The sequence below is a fragment of the Ruegeria sp. AN6 genome, from assembly GCF_056540425.1.
The window spans coordinates 1-16,342 of the sequence record NZ_JBQFWR010000003.1; the positions used below are offsets into that span (position 1 = coordinate 1).

18 protein-coding genes are annotated in these 16,342 nt (G+C 56.7%); 7 read left to right on the forward strand and 11 right to left on the reverse strand.

Going from position 1 to position 16,342, the window contains the following annotated elements; translation table 11 throughout:
• Positions 1-372: 372 nt before the first annotated feature.
• Positions 373-1,566, reverse strand: coding sequence for a Zn-dependent hydrolase (locus ACR0MQ_RS06350; protein WP_170471858.1), 1,194 nt, complete (start codon positions 1,564-1,566; stop codon positions 373-375).
• A 145-nt stretch (positions 1,567-1,711) separates the two neighbouring features.
• Here ACR0MQ_RS06350 and ACR0MQ_RS06355 point away from each other — a divergent pair, with 145 nt between their 5' ends.
• From ACR0MQ_RS06355 to ACR0MQ_RS06370, 4 genes are read left to right on the forward strand one after another with little or no spacing between them, the layout of a single operon-like run.
• Positions 1,712-2,362 carry a histidine phosphatase family protein gene (locus tag ACR0MQ_RS06355; RefSeq protein ID WP_010438686.1) on the forward strand — a complete coding sequence of 217 codons (651 nt, stop codon included), beginning with the start codon at positions 1,712-1,714 and terminating at the stop codon, positions 2,360-2,362.
• Positions 2,363-2,372: 10 nt separating this feature from the next.
• The gene (locus tag ACR0MQ_RS06360; RefSeq protein ID WP_170471854.1) at positions 2,373-2,987 is read left to right on the forward strand and encodes a glutathione S-transferase family protein; all 615 of its coding nucleotides are present in this window, start codon (positions 2,373-2,375) and stop codon (positions 2,985-2,987) included.
• A gap of 14 nt (positions 2,988-3,001) precedes the next feature.
• Entirely contained in the window at positions 3,002-4,057 is a 1,056-nt protein-coding gene (locus ACR0MQ_RS06365) for a saccharopine dehydrogenase (protein WP_480606732.1), read from the forward strand.
• A gap of 3 nt (positions 4,058-4,060) precedes the next feature.
• Entirely contained in the window at positions 4,061-5,203 is a 1,143-nt protein-coding gene (locus ACR0MQ_RS06370; RefSeq protein ID WP_480606735.1) for a saccharopine dehydrogenase family protein, read from the forward strand.
• Between the two features lie 63 nt (positions 5,204-5,266).
• Here the strand turns inward: ACR0MQ_RS06370 and ACR0MQ_RS06375 are convergent, their stop codons facing one another.
• The 4 genes from ACR0MQ_RS06375 to ACR0MQ_RS06390 all read right to left on the reverse strand — a co-directional run bounded on the left by ACR0MQ_RS06375 (position 5,267) and on the right by ACR0MQ_RS06390 (position 7,100).
• Positions 5,267-5,467, reverse strand: coding sequence for a DUF1127 domain-containing protein (locus ACR0MQ_RS06375; protein WP_170471848.1), 201 nt, complete (start codon positions 5,465-5,467; stop codon positions 5,267-5,269).
• 57 nt (positions 5,468-5,524) lie between these two features.
• Positions 5,525-5,761, reverse strand: coding sequence for a DUF1127 domain-containing protein (locus ACR0MQ_RS06380; RefSeq protein WP_480606739.1), 237 nt, complete (start codon positions 5,759-5,761; stop codon positions 5,525-5,527).
• A 165-nt stretch (positions 5,762-5,926) separates the two neighbouring features.
• Positions 5,927-6,244, reverse strand: a complete 318-nt coding sequence (locus tag ACR0MQ_RS06385) for a DUF3775 domain-containing protein (protein WP_010438669.1) — start codon at positions 6,242-6,244, stop codon at positions 5,927-5,929.
• Positions 6,245-6,329: 85 nt separating this feature from the next.
• Entirely contained in the window at positions 6,330-7,100 is a 771-nt protein-coding gene (locus tag ACR0MQ_RS06390) for a DUF1365 domain-containing protein (RefSeq protein ID WP_170703578.1), read from the reverse strand.
• A gap of 149 nt (positions 7,101-7,249) precedes the next feature.
• On the opposite strand from ACR0MQ_RS06390, the gene ACR0MQ_RS06395 reads away from it, so the two are divergent.
• The 3 genes from ACR0MQ_RS06395 (at position 7,250) to ACR0MQ_RS06405 (ending at position 9,021) form a co-directional block, all read left to right on the forward strand.
• Positions 7,250-7,906, forward strand: a complete 657-nt coding sequence (locus ACR0MQ_RS06395; RefSeq protein WP_170776054.1) for a sigma-70 family RNA polymerase sigma factor — start codon at positions 7,250-7,252, stop codon at positions 7,904-7,906.
• A 10-nt stretch (positions 7,907-7,916) separates the two neighbouring features.
• Positions 7,917-8,567, forward strand: a complete 651-nt coding sequence (locus tag ACR0MQ_RS06400; RefSeq protein WP_170776053.1) for a ChrR family anti-sigma-E factor — start codon at positions 7,917-7,919, stop codon at positions 8,565-8,567.
• A 70-nt stretch (positions 8,568-8,637) separates the two neighbouring features.
• Positions 8,638-9,021: a hypothetical protein gene (locus ACR0MQ_RS06405; RefSeq protein ID WP_480606742.1), complete on the forward strand. Its 384-nt coding sequence runs from the start codon at positions 8,638-8,640 to the stop codon at positions 9,019-9,021.
• A 3-nt stretch (positions 9,022-9,024) separates the two neighbouring features.
• On the opposite strand, the gene ACR0MQ_RS06410 is transcribed toward ACR0MQ_RS06405, so the two are convergent.
• From ACR0MQ_RS06410 to ACR0MQ_RS06435, 6 genes are all read right to left on the reverse strand, one after another.
• Entirely contained in the window at positions 9,025-10,254 is a 1,230-nt protein-coding gene (locus ACR0MQ_RS06410; protein WP_170776052.1) for a DNA recombination protein RmuC, read from the reverse strand.
• A gap of 52 nt (positions 10,255-10,306) precedes the next feature.
• Positions 10,307-12,157, reverse strand: coding sequence for a DNA mismatch repair endonuclease MutL (gene mutL / locus ACR0MQ_RS06415; RefSeq protein WP_480606745.1), 1,851 nt, complete (start codon positions 12,155-12,157; stop codon positions 10,307-10,309).
• Positions 12,158-12,440: 283 nt separating this feature from the next.
• Positions 12,441-13,370, reverse strand: a complete 930-nt coding sequence (locus ACR0MQ_RS06420; protein WP_170776050.1) for a metal ABC transporter permease — start codon at positions 13,368-13,370, stop codon at positions 12,441-12,443.
• The gene (locus tag ACR0MQ_RS06425; RefSeq protein WP_480606748.1) at positions 13,367-14,572 is read right to left on the reverse strand and encodes a metal ABC transporter permease; all 1,206 of its coding nucleotides are present in this window, start codon (positions 14,570-14,572) and stop codon (positions 13,367-13,369) included. Before ACR0MQ_RS06425 ends, ACR0MQ_RS06420 begins: the two co-directional genes overlap by 4 nt.
• A gap of 2 nt (positions 14,573-14,574) precedes the next feature.
• Positions 14,575-15,378 (reverse strand): metal ABC transporter ATP-binding protein, encoded by an 804-nt coding sequence (locus tag ACR0MQ_RS06430; RefSeq protein WP_170776048.1) that lies wholly within the window; start codon positions 15,376-15,378, stop codon positions 14,575-14,577.
• A 3-nt stretch (positions 15,379-15,381) separates the two neighbouring features.
• Positions 15,382-16,335 (reverse strand): metal ABC transporter solute-binding protein, Zn/Mn family, encoded by a 954-nt coding sequence (locus tag ACR0MQ_RS06435; RefSeq protein ID WP_170776047.1) that lies wholly within the window; start codon positions 16,333-16,335, stop codon positions 15,382-15,384.
• Between the last annotated feature and the right edge of the window lie 7 nt (positions 16,336-16,342).

Consider the following 16,342-nt stretch of genomic DNA (forward strand, 5'->3'; position numbering starts at 1 on the left):
CCCCAATGGATACTGAACAGGCATCTCCCACCCAGCAAAATCAACCAACTTACCACCCAACTCAACATGCAAAGCGTGAAGAGGCGTGCGTCTTAAGGATGTCATGATGGCTACCTTCTTATTATATAGTGAACAGAAGCTATCCCGTCAGTCTGACCCAAGCTGAATATTTTGCAACGATTCAGCCCCGGTTTTCGATGGCAGACCAAGGACTGGCCAGGCTCGTATGCGAGTGCATGCTTTAATAATGTTCCTATAGGAAACTTTTTTCCATTAAGCAACACTCTTTAGATCGCGCCTAACTTACTGCTTTGCTTTTCCAATCCTTCCCAGACCATACGAAGGTAGAAGCTCAGATCTTACAGCACCTTATCACATTGATGACCTCAGTTTCTGAACCGCACAATCCAGAACCTTGAGGCCGGCAACCAGGTCAGTTTCGGCTGTATCCTCGGCAAAATCGTGGCTGATTCCACCAATCGACGGGACGAACAGCATCGCAACCGGCATCATGCGCGAAACATTGGTTGCATCATGCAAAGCCCCTGATGGCATCCGTCGCCACCGGCCTGGCGCGATCTGCTCGGCAGCCGCTTCCAGCGCTTTGCGAAGTTTGTGATCCATCGCCACAGGCTCCAAGCCCAGAAGGGATCCATAACTAAGCTCCACACCCGTTTGTGCGGCGATATCGCTCGCGGTGTTGCGAATGATCTCTTCCATCCTTGCCAGCCGATCTGCATCTCCATCGCGCCACTGCATCGAGAAACGCACACGGCCCGGCACGATCGAGGACGCGCTGGGATGCAGGTCTACATGCCCAATTGTCCAGACTGTTTGCGGCGTTACCACGTTACGAAACTGGTCATTAAGGCGTGTGTTGAACAGGGACAGCGCTTGAAATGCGTCGCGTCGCAGGTGCATGGGCGTTGTACCTGCGTGGTTTTGCTGGCCATCAAACTGAACCACCATATCGCGAATGCCGACGATGTCGGTAACAACACCGATCTGGTCACCTTGCGTGTCAAGCGAGGGGCCTTGTTCGATATGCATTTCGATAAACCCGGTGAACCGACCCGGGTCGACGAAACTAGCGGCACAATCCGCCATCGCCGCGCGTGCGCAACCAAAGGTCTCTCCGGTATGATCAGTCAGCTCATCTGCCCGTTCCAGATCCAATTCGCCAGACCAAACCGCCGAACCCGTTGTGACACCGAACCGGCCTTCTTCATCCTGAAAGCTGACAACTGAAATAGGTTGCTCACTGGACCGCGCGACCTCAAGCGCTGCGATCACACCCAATGCGCCATCCAGCCAGCCGCCTTCGGGTTGGCTGTCCGAATGTGACCCCATCAACAGCGACGGTCCTTCGGCTAATCCGAAAAGGTTTCCAACCGGGTCGAAATGGGGGGTCAGCCCGGCTTCGGCCATGCGGCCTGCCAGCCAATGACGGGCTGCAATGTCAGCTTCAGAATAAGCAGGCCGAATGACACCTTTGCCCACGCCAGAAGCTCCGAACTGCCGTAATTTATGCAGATCTTCCAGAAACCGTTTTTCGTCGACTGCCATTACATTCCCCCGATCAACCAGAATGCACAATACGCCCGTCAGATTAGCTCGCAAGGGAGGGGCGTGAATTGATGCAGTTTTTCCCCGAACCCCTCTGGCCCCGAACGCGAAGCTGCCCTAAGACTTCGTCGCAAGAGGGTTCGAAATGTCATTCATTACATTGGTGCGTCACGGGCAGGCCAACACCGCCGCGCGGGACGAGAATAGCTACGACAGGCTCAGCGATCTGGGCCACCAGCAAGCGCGTTGGCTGGGTGCGCATCTGAAAGATACCCAGGCCCATCACCCTCGGGTCTATTGCGGCACCCTTACACGTCATGTGGAGACAGCAGCCAGCATGGGTTTGGCCGAACCTGTGCACGACGCGCGCCTCAACGAAATTGAGTACTTCACCCTCGCGCAGCTGTTTCATGAGCAACATGGCGTGGCGATTCCAATCGACCGCGAAGAGTTTGTGGAACATCTTCCCAAGACATTTACCGCGTGGGCCAATGGCGAAATTGAAAACCCGCCAGAGACCTTCGTCGAATTTGAAACCCGCGTCCGCGACGCGTTGCGCGACATCGGGACCGAAGGCGGGCCCGCGATTGTTGTGACATCCGGGGGGCTGATCTCGATGGTGGTCCGGCAGGCGATGATGCTGGATATCACTTCGATGGCACGGGTGGCGCTTGCCATCATGAATACGTCGATGCATCGTCTGCACCCAATCGGTTCACAGCTGAGCCCGGTCCTGTTCAATGCAGTGCCCCATCTGGAAGCACCAGATCGGCATTTTGCACAAACCCACCTGTAAGGAGGCACGGATGCAGCTCTATTTTGCCCCCCGCACAATCTCAGTCGCTGTGGCGATTGCGCTGGAAGAGGCCGGTTTGGAATATGAAGCCGTGCAGCTTGATTTCGCCGGTGGCGAGCAGACAAAGCCCGCGTACAGGCAAATTAATCCCAAAGGCCGTGTACCTGCGCTTGCGGTTGATGGTGGCATTTTGACTGAAACCGGCGCCCTACTGGAGTTTGTTGCCGCCAAAGCACCCGAGGCCGGGCTGGTTCCGGCTGATCCCGTGATGGCAGCGCGAATGCGGGAGGTAATGTATTATCTGGCCTCGACCATGCATGTGAACCACGCGCACAAACTGCGCGGGCCTCGTTGGGCGGACAAGAAGGCCAGTTGGAAGGACATGAAGGACAAGGTACCCCAGACGATGACCGCGTCATGCGACTATATCGTTTCAAACGGGCTGCGTGGTCCGTTCGTGTTGGGTGAGACACTCTCGCTAGCCGACGCTTACCTCTATGTGGTCTGTAGCTGGCTGGAAGGTGACGGCGTCGACGTTTCGGCCTTTCCCAAGATCATCGCCTTCCGCGAGGCGATGGAGGCTCGGCCATCGGTTCAGGCGGTGCGCGCCGCCGGAATGCTCTGACAAAAGGAAGTATGATGACACATCTCTGGGTCCGGGCGGAACAGCGCCCGAACGAGGAACGGGTCGGGCTTACCCCTGAAGGTGCCGCCGCACTGATCGCTGCAGGCATTCGGGTGACGGTCGAAGAAAGCTCTGTACGGGCTATTCCTTTGGATGGTTACAGACAGGCAGGTTGCGAAATCGCATCCGAGAATTCGTGGCCAGAAGCCCCGCTTGACGCAATCGTCTTTGGCTTAAAAGAGCTGCCCGAGGATGGCACGCCCTTGCCTCACCGCCACATCATGTTTGGCCATGCTTATAAGGGTCAGCATTCTGGGCGCGAATTGTTGCGGCGGTTTAAGGCCGGTGGCGGCACGCTTTATGACTTGGAATATCTGGTGGACGCAGATGGCCGCAGGGTTGCTGCCTTTGGCTATTGGGCCGGTTACGCCGGGGCTGCGGTTACACTGAAGACATGGGCAGCGCAGCAACGCGGGCAGGAATGCCCACCCGTTGGTGTTTATGCCAACAAAGACGTGTTGAATGATGAACTGATGGCCGAACTGGACGCTACAGGAGCCGACCGTCCCCGCGCCATCGTCATCGGCGCCTTAGGCCGTGTCGGGACCGGCGCCGCCGATATGTGCGAGGCCATGGGGGTCGCCGTCACCAAATGGGACATTGCCGAGACGTCCAGCGGCGGGCCATTTCCCGAAATCCTTGATCACGATCTCTTCCTGAACTGCATCTTCGCCCGACCGGGCACCCCGGTTTTTGTCCCGCGCGATGCTCTGAGCGCACAACGCAGTCTGACGGCCATAGGCGACGTGGCCTGCGACCCGGACAGCGATTACAACCCAGTGCCGGTCTATGACCGTGCCACCACATGGAACGCCCCTGCTTTGCGCGTGGCGACCAACCCGGTCATGGATATAATGGCCATCGACAATTTGCCGTCGATGCTGCCCGTCGAAAGCTCGCAAGACTACGCGGCGCAACTGCTACCGTCCCTGCTGACGCTGACCGATCTGGACAGCGGTGTCTGGGGGCGGGCTGAGGCAACCTACAAAACACATATCGAAGGGATCTGAGAGATGACGATTCACTGGTGTGGCACCGGCCTGTCGGCCATCCCCGGCCTGCGCCGCCTAATCGAAGGCGGGCACAAGGTCACTGTCTGGAACCGGACTGTCGAGAAGGCCAAGGCCGAGGTCGGAGACCTGACTGATGACATCCGCGCCTTCGACATCGACGCCTTAGGCGCGGTGCTTGAGAAGGGCGACGTGATCGTCTCGATGCTGCCGGGTGACTGGCATGTGCCACTGGCAGAGCTGGCAATTTCAAAAGAGGCCAATTTTGTGTCGTCTTCCTACATCGCGCCCGAGATGCGCGCTTTGGACGACAAGGCGCGTGAGGCAGGTGTCGCGCTTGTCAACGAGGTCGGGTTGGACCCTGGGATCGACCACCTGATGGCGCATGCTCTGGTCGCCGACTACCGCGCATCGGACGCGTTCGATCCCCAGAACCACCTAAGCTTTATCTCGTATTGCGGCGGGATCCCGAAGAACCCGAACCCGTTCCGCTACAAGTTCAGCTGGTCACCGTTGGGTGTTCTAAAGGCGCTGCGCTCACCGTCGAAATCAATCCGCGACTATGCCCCATTGGACGTCGCGCGCCCATGGGACGCGATCAGCAGCTATATCGCCCCGCTGCCCACGCCCGAAAGCTTCGAGGTCTACCCGAACCGCGATTCAATCCCCTTTAAGGCCGAGTACCAGTTCGAGGATCACTGGCCGGTCAAGGAATTTGTCCGCGGCACCCTGCGCCTGAACGGTTGGGCTGACGCGTGGTCGGATGTGTTTACTGAAATCGAGACCCTCGCAGGGCCGGAAGGCGACGCCCGCCTGAAAGAGATGTCGGATCAGTTCTGGGAAGAAAACGCCTATGAAGAGAGCGAACCCGACCGCGTAGTTCTGTGTGTGGGCCTGAAAGCCGAGAAAGACGGCGTTGAGGTCTGGCATAAGACCTATGTCATGGACGCTTGGGGTGACGAACGCGGCACGGCCATGGCCCGTTTGGTATCGATCCCGGTGTCCCTTGCAGTCGAAGCCGTCCTGAACCGTGCTATCCCTACCGGTGTCCACGCCGCGCCAAGTGATCCGAAACTGGTACAGGGTTGGATGGGTGAGATCGACACACTGGCGCAACACCTGCAGATCGTGGACCACACCACCTAAAACGCAATCAGCCGCTTCGAACACGCGAAGCGGCTGATCACCTTGTGGCGTCGCTGACAGCCGTCAAATATATTGCGCTATCACCGCTTCAACATCGCAGCGATTGATTCCAAGCTCTGACAATTCGAAATCTGAAAGACGGTTCAGCTCTTGACCGGCGCGAACGATATCAGCTTGGATTGCGCGCATTCTCATCGCCTGATCGAACAACAACAGCGCACTGTTAGACACGGTCTGTTTCGGATTTAGGTTGCTATCAAGCATATTCGTTACCTCGCGCTTACTTACATGGATTGCTTTTCGGATCGCACCGGATAGTGCCTAAGAGCAGGCCTGATAGGGCGTGTTGTGATAAACGTTTCGATATACGCGCTGCCGTATCTCAGCGCGTGAGATGCCGATATCGCTAAGCTGATGATCATTGAGCTTTTCAAGCGCTCGGATCGTCTTGTTGTAAACTCTGCGACGCTGCCATGCAGATGGCGCCTCAGGCTGGTTCGCAAACTGGCCGAAGAACAGAGACCGATGATCAGCTGCGGTTGTATTGACGTGTGCCATGTCGAATTCCTCCAGTATTCATCGTTGCCGTTGATGAACCTGATAAAAGAACTCGACATTAACCTCGTAGGAACGCCGCATTAATATTGTTTAATGAAAGCGGATCAACCAATCCGACGCGCCAGCATCCGGACCAATCCATACGCCATAACGCGAGATCAGGGATTACATCAGATCGTTTTCGACATCTTCAGCAGAGATTCCCAGCGCATCCAACCCATTTTCCAGGTGATCGGATAAATGCGGCGTTCCGATCAGATAATCCGCGCAAGGGGTTGAGGCCTCGGACTTTGCGGTTGCAATGGCCTCGGCCAGATCTTCAGCGAAGAAGCTCTCACGACCGACCCACATGACGGCGACCAGTTCTGCTTGTTCATCCTCGCTCATGCGTTCGATGAATGCGCGTAATTCGCCCTCGGCCCGGTTCAGCTCTCGACCCATCATGGCAACCTGAGCGATTTTTCTTGCCGAGATTTCCAACATGTCCCAACTCCTCGTGTTCGCGGTTCACTGTTATCTGAACGATGCCACAGGCGACCGTCTTTGATCTTGCGCAAAGCAGAGGGCTTTACTGATGTGAACGCGATACAGGCTGATCAGGGACGGGAGCGGTGCGAAAGGGGCTGAAACGGGCGCGCTTGACCCATAGCTTGAGCGCTTGCCAGTGGATCAGAAACACCGCCCTTCGCGCTCCGAACGGTCGGCGCCAGAGCGATTTAAGAATAATGCGGTTGCTAAGCGGCCGGCGTGAACCCGTCAGGGTGGCGATCAGCCCCCCGCTGTCGCGACCATAATCGATCCAGACACCCACCCGCTCGTCGCGATAATCAAACCGAAATGTATAGGTTCCTTCAATTTCTTGAAACGGCGAGACATGCATCAACTTGTCAGCCAGTATCCGATCTGTTGACGCAATGGGCGAATGATCGGGTTTGTGGCACAGATAGCTGTGACGCGTACCATAAGTATTGGTCACTTCAGCAACCACAGCATAGAGCTGATTCCCATCATCAAAGCAGAACCAGAAACTCACGGGATTGAACACATGCCCAAGCATGCGCGGTTGGGTCAACAGAGTGATCTGATCCGGCTGAGGAATACCCTGCGCCTCAAAACACTCACGCAGCCAAATCGCGCCGCGACCCCGACCAGGCTCGCCACCGTGATCGCTATCTCGCCATCCGGTCAGATTCACCTTGTTGAACGAAAACAAAAAGGGCGTCTTGGCACATGCTTCAGGGTCAAACAGAACATAATCGATTGAATAGCGAAACGAATTATCGATCGCACCCTTGCGCCCGTGAAAGGTATGACCCGCGATGTGATCAACAGTGTTCATAACGCAGATGTTCCGTACTGACTGCAAACTGTTCAAAAGACATCCATTTCCGAATGCCCCTACATCATACATTACGAAATACTGCTCGTTTTGGATGAAATTTTTTGCACCAGACTGATCCAACTTGGGTCAGACAACGTAATAAGGTTATGTTTACCGAGATAGATACCGTGACCTTGGACGATGCGGCAGCACAACCTGCTGTCAAAAGTGCCGTGCACGGAGCCAAACGATTTAAAGGTAAATCGGTGAACGGACAAAACAAAGGTTGTGACACGAGAAAGGAATGGGTGGATCACGTCCGTCGCATCCGAGATGCGAAGGATCAGGTCGCATTTGCTGAACTGTTCCAGCACTTTGCACCTCGAATAAAGGCATTTCTAATCAAGTCCGGGTCAGACGCTGCACTGGCGGAGGAATGCGCGCAGGAGGTCATGGCGACCTTGTGGCACAAGGCGCATCTGTTTGACCCGACAAGGGCAACGGTTGCGACTTGGGTGTTCACTATCGCAAGAAACAAGCGCATTGACGTATTGCGAAAGCAACGCCGTCCTGAACCCGAAGACCTCTGGTGGGGGCCAGAGGCGGAGCCGGAACAGGAAGACGTTCTGGCGCTGCAACAGGAAACCGCGCAGCTGCGTGATGCCATGGCGGCATTACCCGAGGCGCAAAGACAGCTGATCGAGAAGGCCTACTTCGGAGATCTGAGCCATCGAGAAATCGCATCTCAGACCGGGTTACCTTTAGGGACGATCAAATCACGGATACGGCTGGCGCTGGACCGCTTGCGCTACGCGATGAACTGAGATGACGAGCATGAGAAACGAGATTAAACATCACCTGACAGACGACCTGCTGATGGCCTATGCCGCAGGCAATCTGCCCGAAGCGTTCGACCTGATGGTCGCCACGCACCTATCTCTTTGCGACCACTGCCGCGCCCGCGCTGAAAGCTTTGACGCAGTTGGTGGATGCGTTTTACAGGAACAAGATGCGTCTGCAAGCATGAGCGACGGTTCATTGGCGGCAACAATGGCATTGATTGCTCAGGGTGCACCAAAGGCGAAACCCGCGCGCCCATCTTGTGCAGTGCTTCCGGCACCGCTGCAGGACTATGTTGGCGGCGACGTGAACGCGATCAAATGGAAGCCCGTCGGCATGGGTGTCAAACAGGCAATCCTGCCCACGACCAGCGAAGCCACCGCCCGGTTGTTGTTTATCCCCGCCGGGGCAGCGGTGCCGGATCACAGCCACAATGGCATAGAACTGACGATGGTCCTGCAGGGTGCATTCTCTGACGAGATCGACCGCTTCGACCGCGGCGATGTCGAAATTGCAGACCAATCTATCCATCACACGCCTACGGCAGACATCTCTGAAGACTGCATTTGTCTGGCCGTCACCGATGCTCCACTGAAGTTCAGCAAGCTGATGCCGCGCCTGTTCCAGCCATTCCTTCGAATCTGATCCGTTATGGTAGGGTTGTTTATCGACGCTAACCAACTGGGGGGTTTCAGCAATGTTAAGGATGGCAACTATGGCGCTGTTGATGGCCTTCGGAGCCAGCGTTTCCGCTCAGATGACAGCAGACGTGAAATTCCAACCGGGTAATTTCGGTACGATGGTGAATGGTACTGTAACCGGAAACGAGTATTTCGACTATAAACTCGGCGCCAAGTCTGGGCAGGAGATGTTCGCCGACCTCAAGGTCAGTGACACCAACGGTTATGGGGTGATCTATTTCAATATCCTGCCGCCGAACAGTGACGGGGTTGCAATTTACAATGGTTCAATTGATGGCAATACCGCTCGGATCGAGCTTCCAGATAGTGGCGACTACACCATACGTGTTTATCTGATGGGGAACGATCGCGACACCGGCAAGACGGTTGGTTATAATTTGGACCTGTCGATCCAGTAACGCTCAACCTTCGGTCTTTCCCAGAGGCACCACGTTTGTCTGCTCGTCCGGAGCAATCTCTTCGAAGTCAAAATTGTCCAACCGCTGCGCACGACGGCCCGCCTTTTCGGCACTTATCTTGATTTCCGAAATGTCCTTGGCCGCCTGACCAAAATGGCGATCAAGGTTCGAGACACGTTCACCCAAACGGTCCACATCCTTGTGCAGCATTCCCAGCTCCTTGCGGATGGCACCGGCCTGCTCGCGCATGCGCGCGTCTTTGAGGATCGCCCTCATGGTGTTCAGCGTCGCCATGCAGGTGGTCGGAGACACGATCCAGACGCGTTTCGAAAAACTCTCCTGCACAAGTTCCGGGAACTTGGCGTGCAGCTCGGCATAGACCGCCTCAGACGGCAGGAACATCAGCGCCCCATCAGCTGTTTCACCGTCCAGAATGTACTTCTCGGCGATATCGTTGATGTGCTTGCGCACGGTACTGCGGAACATCTGCACCGCAGCTTTCAGCTCCATATCGTTGGTCGATCCGATCAGCGCCTCATAGGCCTCCAACGGAAACTTACTGTCGATCACGATAGGTCCGGGAGGGTTTGGCAAGTTGATCAGGCAATCCGCCCGTCGTCCATTCGACAAAGTTGCCTGCAGCTGAAAACTATCCGATGGCAACGCCTTCGAGACGATATCGTTCAGCTGGATTTCCCCGAACGCTCCGCGCGTCTGCTTGTTCGACAGGATATCCTGCAAAGACAGCACGTCGCCAGAAAGCTTGGTGATATTGTCCTGCGCCTTGTCGATGGCCGCCAGACGTTCCTGCAATTGCGTCAGCGAGGTCGCCGTCTGTTTCGACGAACCATGCAGCGATTCCTTCATCCGCTCCTGCATCTCAGCCAAGGCGCGCGCCGATTTCATCGCGTTATCTGCCAGCCGGTCATTCATCTGCTGCTGCACGGAAGACAGGCGGGATTCGACAGTTTGGATCACCTGCACCTGCGCATTGGCCTGCGTGTCCGAGACATGCTGTAATCCGCCGCGTAGTTGCTCCTGCCCTTGGCCCAGTTGCTGCACATGCTGTCCCAAATGGGCCATCTGCCGGGCCAAGGGTTCGGCCATCCGGGCCGAGCGTTGTGACGCCCGTAGCGACAGAAACAGCAAGAGCAGAATCAACGCCACAACTCCGCCAGCGATCAGGATGACGGGGTCATTCAACGCATATTGAGTACCAGCTATCTCGATCATGTCGCCTCGGATGTTCTTGTTTTATTCTTCATAGCCCGACAGGGCCGATGGATCAACTGCGACCGAACAGGCGTTCGATATCGCTGAGCTTCAGTTCCACATAGGTCGGCCGCCCATGGTTGCATTGGCCGGAATGGGGCGTCGCCTCCATCTCGCGCAGCAGGGCGTTCATTTCTTCTCCCCGCATCCGACGGCCTGATCGGACTGAACCATGACAGGCCACCCGGCTGAGGATCGCCTCAATCCGTGCCTGCACGGTTTGGCTTTCGCCCTGATCGGCAAGCTCATCGAGGATATCAAGGATCATGGCTCGAGCATCGACTTCACCCAGAATGGCTGGAGTTTCGCGCACAGCGACCGCTCCGCCGCCAAAGGGTTCGATGGTCAGCCCAAAGCGCGCAAGATCATCAGCGGCTGCCATCAACCGCGCGCAGTCCCCATCTGTCAGATCGACAATTTCAGGGATCAGCAAGGCTTGGGCGGCAACGCCGTTTTCGGCCGCCTGGCGTTTGAGCTTTTCGTAAACCAACCGTTCATGCGCGGCGTGCTGATCCACGATCACCATGCCATCTGCTGTCTGGGCAATGATGTAATTCTCGTGCACCTGACCTCGCGCGGCCCCCAATGGCAGGTCCTGCGGTTCTTCCACTGGAGCAGTTTCTGGCACCGGCTCCACGATACGCCCGCTATAATTCTGTGACAGCTCAGCAAAGCCAGGAGATTGCGTACGATAGGCTGCCTGACGCGCCATCGGTGACGGACGATCCATCTGATACACCCGCGCTGGCGCAGCGGGCGCGGGCTCGGGTCGCATCGCACCCAAGGTTGCATTTGCCACCGTCGAAGACGCACGATGTCCGGCTTCGGCCAGCGCGTGGCGCAGGCTGGATACGATCAACCCACGTGCTAGGCCCGGATCGCGGAACCGAACCTCGGATTTAGCCGGATGCACATTCACGTCCACCAGCGTTGGATCACAGTCGATAAACAGCGCTGCGGCCGGATGACGATCGCGACTGAGAAAATCGAGATAGGCCGCGCGCAGAGCACCGGTTAGCATCTTGTCCCGCACGGGTCGTCCGTTGACGAATAGATACTGCGCGACGGCAGCCCCACGCGAATAAGTCGGAAGCGCGGCATAGCCATACAGCCGGAGCCCTTCGCGGGTGGCATCAATCTGCAATGCGTTCTCGGCGAATTCACGTCCTAGTATGCGCGCCAATCGGGCGTGCAACGCATCAAACAGATCGCCATTCTCGCGGTCGGCGCGGAAGGTCACGCGACCTTGTCCAAAACCCGAAACATCACGTAGGGTGAACGCAATTGCAGGCTCGGCCATCGCAAGACGTTTCACGATGTCGGAAATTGCCTGCGCCTCAGCCCGGTCGGTGCGCATGAACTTCAGCCGTGCCGGGGTGGCGTAGAATAGGTCTCGCAGCTCGACCACTGTCCCCGTGCGCAAAGCGGCAGGCTTCACCGCCTCCACTTTGCCACCCGCCACGTGGATTGTAGCGGCTTCAGAGCCCGATACGCGACTGGTGATGGTCAAACGACCAACCGCGCCCAGCGAGGGCAGCGCTTCCCCGCGAAACCCAAATGTGTGGATATTTAGCAGATCGGACCCGTCGATCTTTGATGTCGCATGACGCGATAGCGCCAGCGGTAAATCTTCAGCAGCGATGCCGCAGCCATCATCGGTGACACGAATCAGAGTCTTGCCGCCATCCGCGACTTCAACGGCAATGCGTTTGGTCCCGGCATCTATGGCATTTTCGACAAGTTCTTTAACTGCAGAGGCCGGCCGTTCCACGACTTCACCAGCAGCAATCCGATTGATCGCTGCATCATCAAGCTGCCGAATTACCGGGCGATCGTTGCTGATATTGGGGTCTGTGTACACCATACCACTAGACCTAGCATAGATATGCGCGATTCGACCACAGGTTTGAATGGTTCAGCGGGGTGGGCAAATGAGGTATCCGGCCAGCTTGACCCTGTCGTAAAGGGGGTAGCGACTTAGGTCAATACTGGCCGGATATACCAGAGTGAGTGGTGGTCTTGTGGTATTTTATCAAGGCATGCGTACCATCGCACATGTAATAAATCCCGTTAATATTTGGAAATTGTTTCTATTTGGCGAAGTTCAGCCGAAATCTTGCGAAAACCATTGGCGTGAATACGCCAAGTTAAGCCTGGCTGGGGGCTCCGCTGCGGGTTCGACAGGGGCCAAGGACGGCGGTCAGCGCCAGTATCAAGCCAGATATCGTCGCGATCATTCCCGCAGCACTAACAGCATCTGCACCCCCCAGCCACAATGGGCCGTACCCAGCCAGAACATATCCCGAGATGGCTGAAATGGTCGCGAACAAAACGCTCCAGACAATCTGGGTTTCCAGCCGGTTCGTCATCATCCGAGCCGCAGCGGGCGGACAGATGAACATGGCGATCACGATGATAGATCCCACGGCATCAAATGCAGCTACGGCAGCGATCGCCGCTGTGATGACCAGCGCCATACCCAACGCTCCGGTTCGGATGCCAATGGTACGAGCAAATCCTTCGTCGAAGGTCGAGATCTTGAGCGGCCGCCAGAACAACCAGGTAAACAAGATGACACCCACCATCGTCAGTGCAATTCGGGGCAATTCGGGGGGCAGACCAGCCAATGCCTGTACGTCCAGCAGAGACGACCATCCTGTGGCATCCAACCAGATCAAGCTTTCCAGATTGCCATAAAGCGCATGTTCCACGTCTAGATGAACCGTCGAGGTATCAGTCTGTTCCAACAGTAATACCCCGCCCGCAAACATGGTTGTGAACACCACTCCCATTGCGGCGCCGGGTTCAACCTGACCTAATCGTCGGATCGCCTCGATCATCACAACGGCAACGACAGCGGCCCCGGCCGCGCCGAGCATCATTGGCCAAGTAGAGATCGCACCTGTCAGCAGAAACGCCACGACAATGCCGGGCAGAACCACATGGCTGATCGCATCGCCAATAAGGGCCTGTTTACGAAGAACCAGAAAGTTTCCAGGAAGCGCGCAAGCGATGGCTGCAAATGTTCCAATCAACAGAGGGGTCAGCGACAGAGGGACAAATTCTTCACCACTCATGGCATGACCTCCTGCGGGCCACCGATGCGACGGTCTATTTCGGCGATCTGATCGCGCGTTAGAACGGTCTCGATATCACGCAAACCATCGTAAAGCGCCGCAGTAGCCTCGTGCGCCTGATCGGCACGCACAAATTCCCACCGCTTTTCGTCCCGCAGCGCTTTGGCGGCGCGCGCTTTCCCTTCGTCTGTCGCAACACCATCCGCACGCACGATACCCGCACGACGCAGCAGGCGAATGGTCAGTGGCTCATAGATCTTCTGACCTTGCGCCAGCGCCAGAAGACCCTGCCGGATATGCACGCGTCGCTGGAATCTAAGGTGCCGCAGTACTGCCGCCAAAACGCCGCGAACCGGTGCGAACAAAAGTGACAGCGCGAAAGATCCAAAACTGACCAGGACAATGATCGGACCGGTTGGCAGGTTCGGTGCCGAGGCCGAAATTCCTGCCCCCAAAAAGCCGGCAAGCCCCCCGGATATCCCTGCCAGCAGCACAACACGATCGGATCGTTCTGTCCAAAACCGCGCGGTCACCGGAGGAATGATGAGCAGCGCGACAATCAGGATCAGGCCAACGATCTTCAACCCGACCACAGTGACCGCCATAACAAGCCCCATCATCGCCAGATCAATCCGGTGCACAGGCAATCCACGCGCGGCGGCGTATTCAGGATCAAAGGCCACCATCGTCATTGGACGGCGGATAATCATCACCAGCAACAGAGTCGCCGCACCACCGATTGCAATCACGAGCGCGTCTGCCCAGAGCATTCCGGCGGTGGACCCAAGCAAGAACCCCTCCAACCCGGCTTGACGTCCAACACCCATGGTCTGAATCACCGTCAGCAGGACAACACCAAACCCAAAGAAGACCGAGAGAACCGCACCGATCGCAGCATCCTCTGCAAGCCGCGTATGACGCGTTAGCCAGTTCATGCAAAGCAGGCCGACCCAAGCCGATATGGCCGAACCGACCAACAGTCCAATTAGATTGCGCCCATCCCCTCCAAACGCCACCAATGCCATGAAGGCAAGGCAAACCCCCGGCAGGGTCGCATGGCTAATGGCATCGCTTACGAGGGCACGCTTACGCAGGAACAGAAACGTGCCGGTCACTCCCGCTGAAATGCCCAGCAACGTCGCACCAATCACGACCAGCGTGGCGTTATAGCCAAGCTGCAGGGTCAGAGCATCCCAAACCATGATTATCCCAGCGCGCGTGAAATCTGATCAATCTGTGCCGTTGCGAGGCGTCCGCCATAAGCGGCTTGCAACGTTTCCGCAGTAAAGGCCTGCTCAACCGAACCTTCGGCCACCTTGCGGGTGTTGATCAGGAACACATGGTCAAAATAGTCCACAACCGTTGCCAAGTCGTGATGTACCACGACAACGGTCTTGCCAGCTTCTTTCAGCGATTTCAGTACAGCAATAATGGCCTTTTCGGTCGCGGCGTCCACGCCCGCAAAGGGCTCGTCCAGCAGGTACAGATCAGCATCCTGTGCCAATGCACGCGCAAGAAAGACCCTCTGTTGCTGACCACCGGAAAGCTGACCAATCTGACGGTCCGCAAATTCTCGCATTCCGACACGGTTCAAACAGTCCATGGCGCGGGCCATATGACGTGCGCGAACACGACCCAGTAGACCCAACTGACGCGACAATCCCATCAGAACCACGTCAATCACGCGTGTCGGAAAATCCCAATCCACACTGGCGCGCTGCGGGACATAGGCGATACGCGCACGTTGATCTTCGAGCGGCTGGCCAAACACCGTCACCTGACCGGAAAGAGGCGATACGATCCCCAACGCGGCCTTGAGCAAAGTGGACTTGCCAGCCCCATTCGGTCCGATGATCGCCGTCATCGCGCCGGGTTGCACCGTCATATCCACCGAAAACACTGCGGGCTTCTGACCGTACGAGACAGTCAGACCGCGAATGGCGAGCGGGCAGCGATCAATATCCTGCCCTTCAATTGAAACACCCTGAACTGTTGCGAGTTCCAGCATGGCTCAGAACCCCGCCGACAGTTTGCCGTTCATGCCACGCTGCGGCACATCCGCGCCCAGCGCCCCGGCAATCACGGTGATGTTGTGATCAAGCATTCCGATATAAGTGCCCTCATATGTGCCGGGCTCTCCCATCGCGTCCGAGTAAAGCTCTCCACCGACACCGACCTCGTGGCCTTCAGCCGCGGCACCCTCGATCAGAGCACGCATGGACCGGTCAGAGACCGAGCTTTCCACGAAGACCGCTTTCAACTGACGGTTCACGAGTGTGTCGACCAACTCACCGATGCGGTTCAAACCGGCCTCTGATTGGGTCGAGATGCCCTGAACACCCAGCACTTCATAGCCATATTCAGCACCGAAATAGCCAAAGGCGTCATGGGCGGTTACCAACATACGGTTGTCTTCAGGAACTGCAGTAAGCATCTGTTCGCCATAAGCGCTTAACGCGTCGATCTCGGCCAGAAACGCTTGAGTATTTGCGGCAAAGAACTCTGCAGCCTCAGGGCGAGCTAGAGTCAGAGCATCTTGCACCTCAAGCACAACATCACGCCATAGCACCGGGCTCATCCAGACATGCGGGTCATATTTGTCGGCGTAGTCGTCATGAGCGCGCAATTTGCCTTTGTCGACACCCTCCGCAACAGCCACAACGGTTTGCTTACGCCCCAGATCATCAAAGAAATCTTCCATCTGCGCTTCGAGATAAAGGCCGTGCCACAGCACCAGATCTGCGCGGGTCATCGCGACGATATCTGTGCGCGTCTGACGATAAGCATGTGGGTCAACGCCTGGGCCCATCAAACCTTTGACTTCAACCTGATCACCGCCGATTTGCCGGGCCGTATCAGCGATCATGCCGGTCGTTGCGACAACCTTCAACGGCGCCTCGGCAAATGCGGCGGCTGGTAATGCAGCAACGAAAGCCAATGCTGCAAGAAAGGTACGGCGAATCATTTGCGAC